The organism is Oleiphilus sp. HI0067 (genome assembly GCF_001635735.1).
In genome coordinates this window covers 1-1,172 of record NZ_LWFI01001630.1, presented here as the reverse complement: position 1 = coordinate 1,172, position 1,172 = coordinate 1, and the positions used below count along the sequence as shown (strand labels likewise).

Sequence of the window (1,172 nt, the reverse complement as noted above, 5' to 3'; positions counted from 1 at the left end):
TCAATCGATGCGCGTTCAAGCTGTTCAAAAAACTCGTTGTTGATGCCTTTTGTCCATAAAATAGCTGCATGGCAGGTACCCATTGCTAAAGCTTTTTGACATAGCGCATCACCGGATATTTGCTTGTTTGATCGAAGAACGATTATTTCATTGAGATCTGTTTTTCGTTCAGATTTCCATCGATGCAGTAGTTCGCTAGGCGGATCTATTAATGCGAGCCAGCGTTGTTCTTGATTCAGCTTTGTAAGCATAGGCAATAGCATTTGAACACTATCTGCTTTTGACTTCGCGATAATAATCTCTGTTACGTTCGCTTCTTTTTTTGCGCTATTTGGAGCGTCTATTTCAATAAACGAAGTATTAAGTGCCTTGTCGTTAAAACCTAGATCTTGTTGGATGTATGCTTCATTCATTGGATTGTATCCTTTCTGATAACGCCAACGGCTAAACCTTCAATTGCGAGATGCTGTTCTTTCAGATCAACAACGATTGGTTGAAATTCTTCATTCTCAGCATGCAGTTCTACAGTATGTTTGTTTTTGAAAAAGCGTTTTACGGTCACTTCATCTTCAATTCTCGCAACAACGACTTGGCCATTTTTAGCTTGCTCAGTTTTATGTACAGCTAATAAGTCGCCATCGAGTATCCCTATGTCCTTCATACTCATACCTCTTACGCGTAAGAGGTAGTCAGCTGAGGGATTGAAGAATTCGGGTTGCAGGGTGCAGTAATCTTCGATGTTCTCTTCACCTAGAATCGGATTACCTGCAGCTACTTGGCCAACAATAGGTAGGCCATCATTCGCCGACTCATCTTGAGGTAGTCGAATGCCGCGACTAGCACCTGGAACAATCTCGATAGCGCCTTTTTTTGCAAGTGCTTTGATGTGGTCTTCTGCAGCGTTCGGAGATCGAAAGCCGAGAGCATTTGCGATTTCTGCACGTGTTGGTGGATAACCTGTTTCATCTACGTAGGTTTTTATCAGAGCGAGCACTTCGCTTTGTCGTTTGGTGAGTTTTTCCATGTCAATTACCGCAATTGGGTTATCTGTTTTTATATCCAGTATCTGTAAATGTATACAGTGTTTTTTTGTTTGTAAAGTTTATGGATAAATCTTTTCCAAGACTTGCTCTATTCGCAGATCGCAATTGCGGGCAGAATTCGCCCAATAA

2 protein-coding genes are annotated in these 1,172 nt (G+C 41.5%); both read right to left on the bottom strand.

All coding sequences use genetic code 11. The annotated features are described in order from the left end of the window. Window positions 1–413 (bottom strand): SulA-like leucine-rich domain-containing protein (locus A3739_RS26315; RefSeq protein ID WP_068503347.1); only part of this gene is annotated, 413 nt, incomplete at its 3' end. Continuing rightward, entirely contained in the window at window positions 410–1,024 is a 615-nt protein-coding gene (gene lexA / locus A3739_RS26310) for a transcriptional repressor LexA (protein ID WP_068476329.1), read from the bottom strand. The genes lexA and A3739_RS26315, both read right to left, overlap by 4 nt. Between the last annotated feature and the right edge of the window lie 148 nt (window positions 1,025–1,172).

What these genes read in the sequence shown, in the direction of transcription:
- lexA (WP_068476329.1), bottom strand. Translation starts at nt 1,024, where the DNA reads ATGGAAAAACTCACCAAACGACAAAGCGAAGTGCTCGCTCTGATAAAA.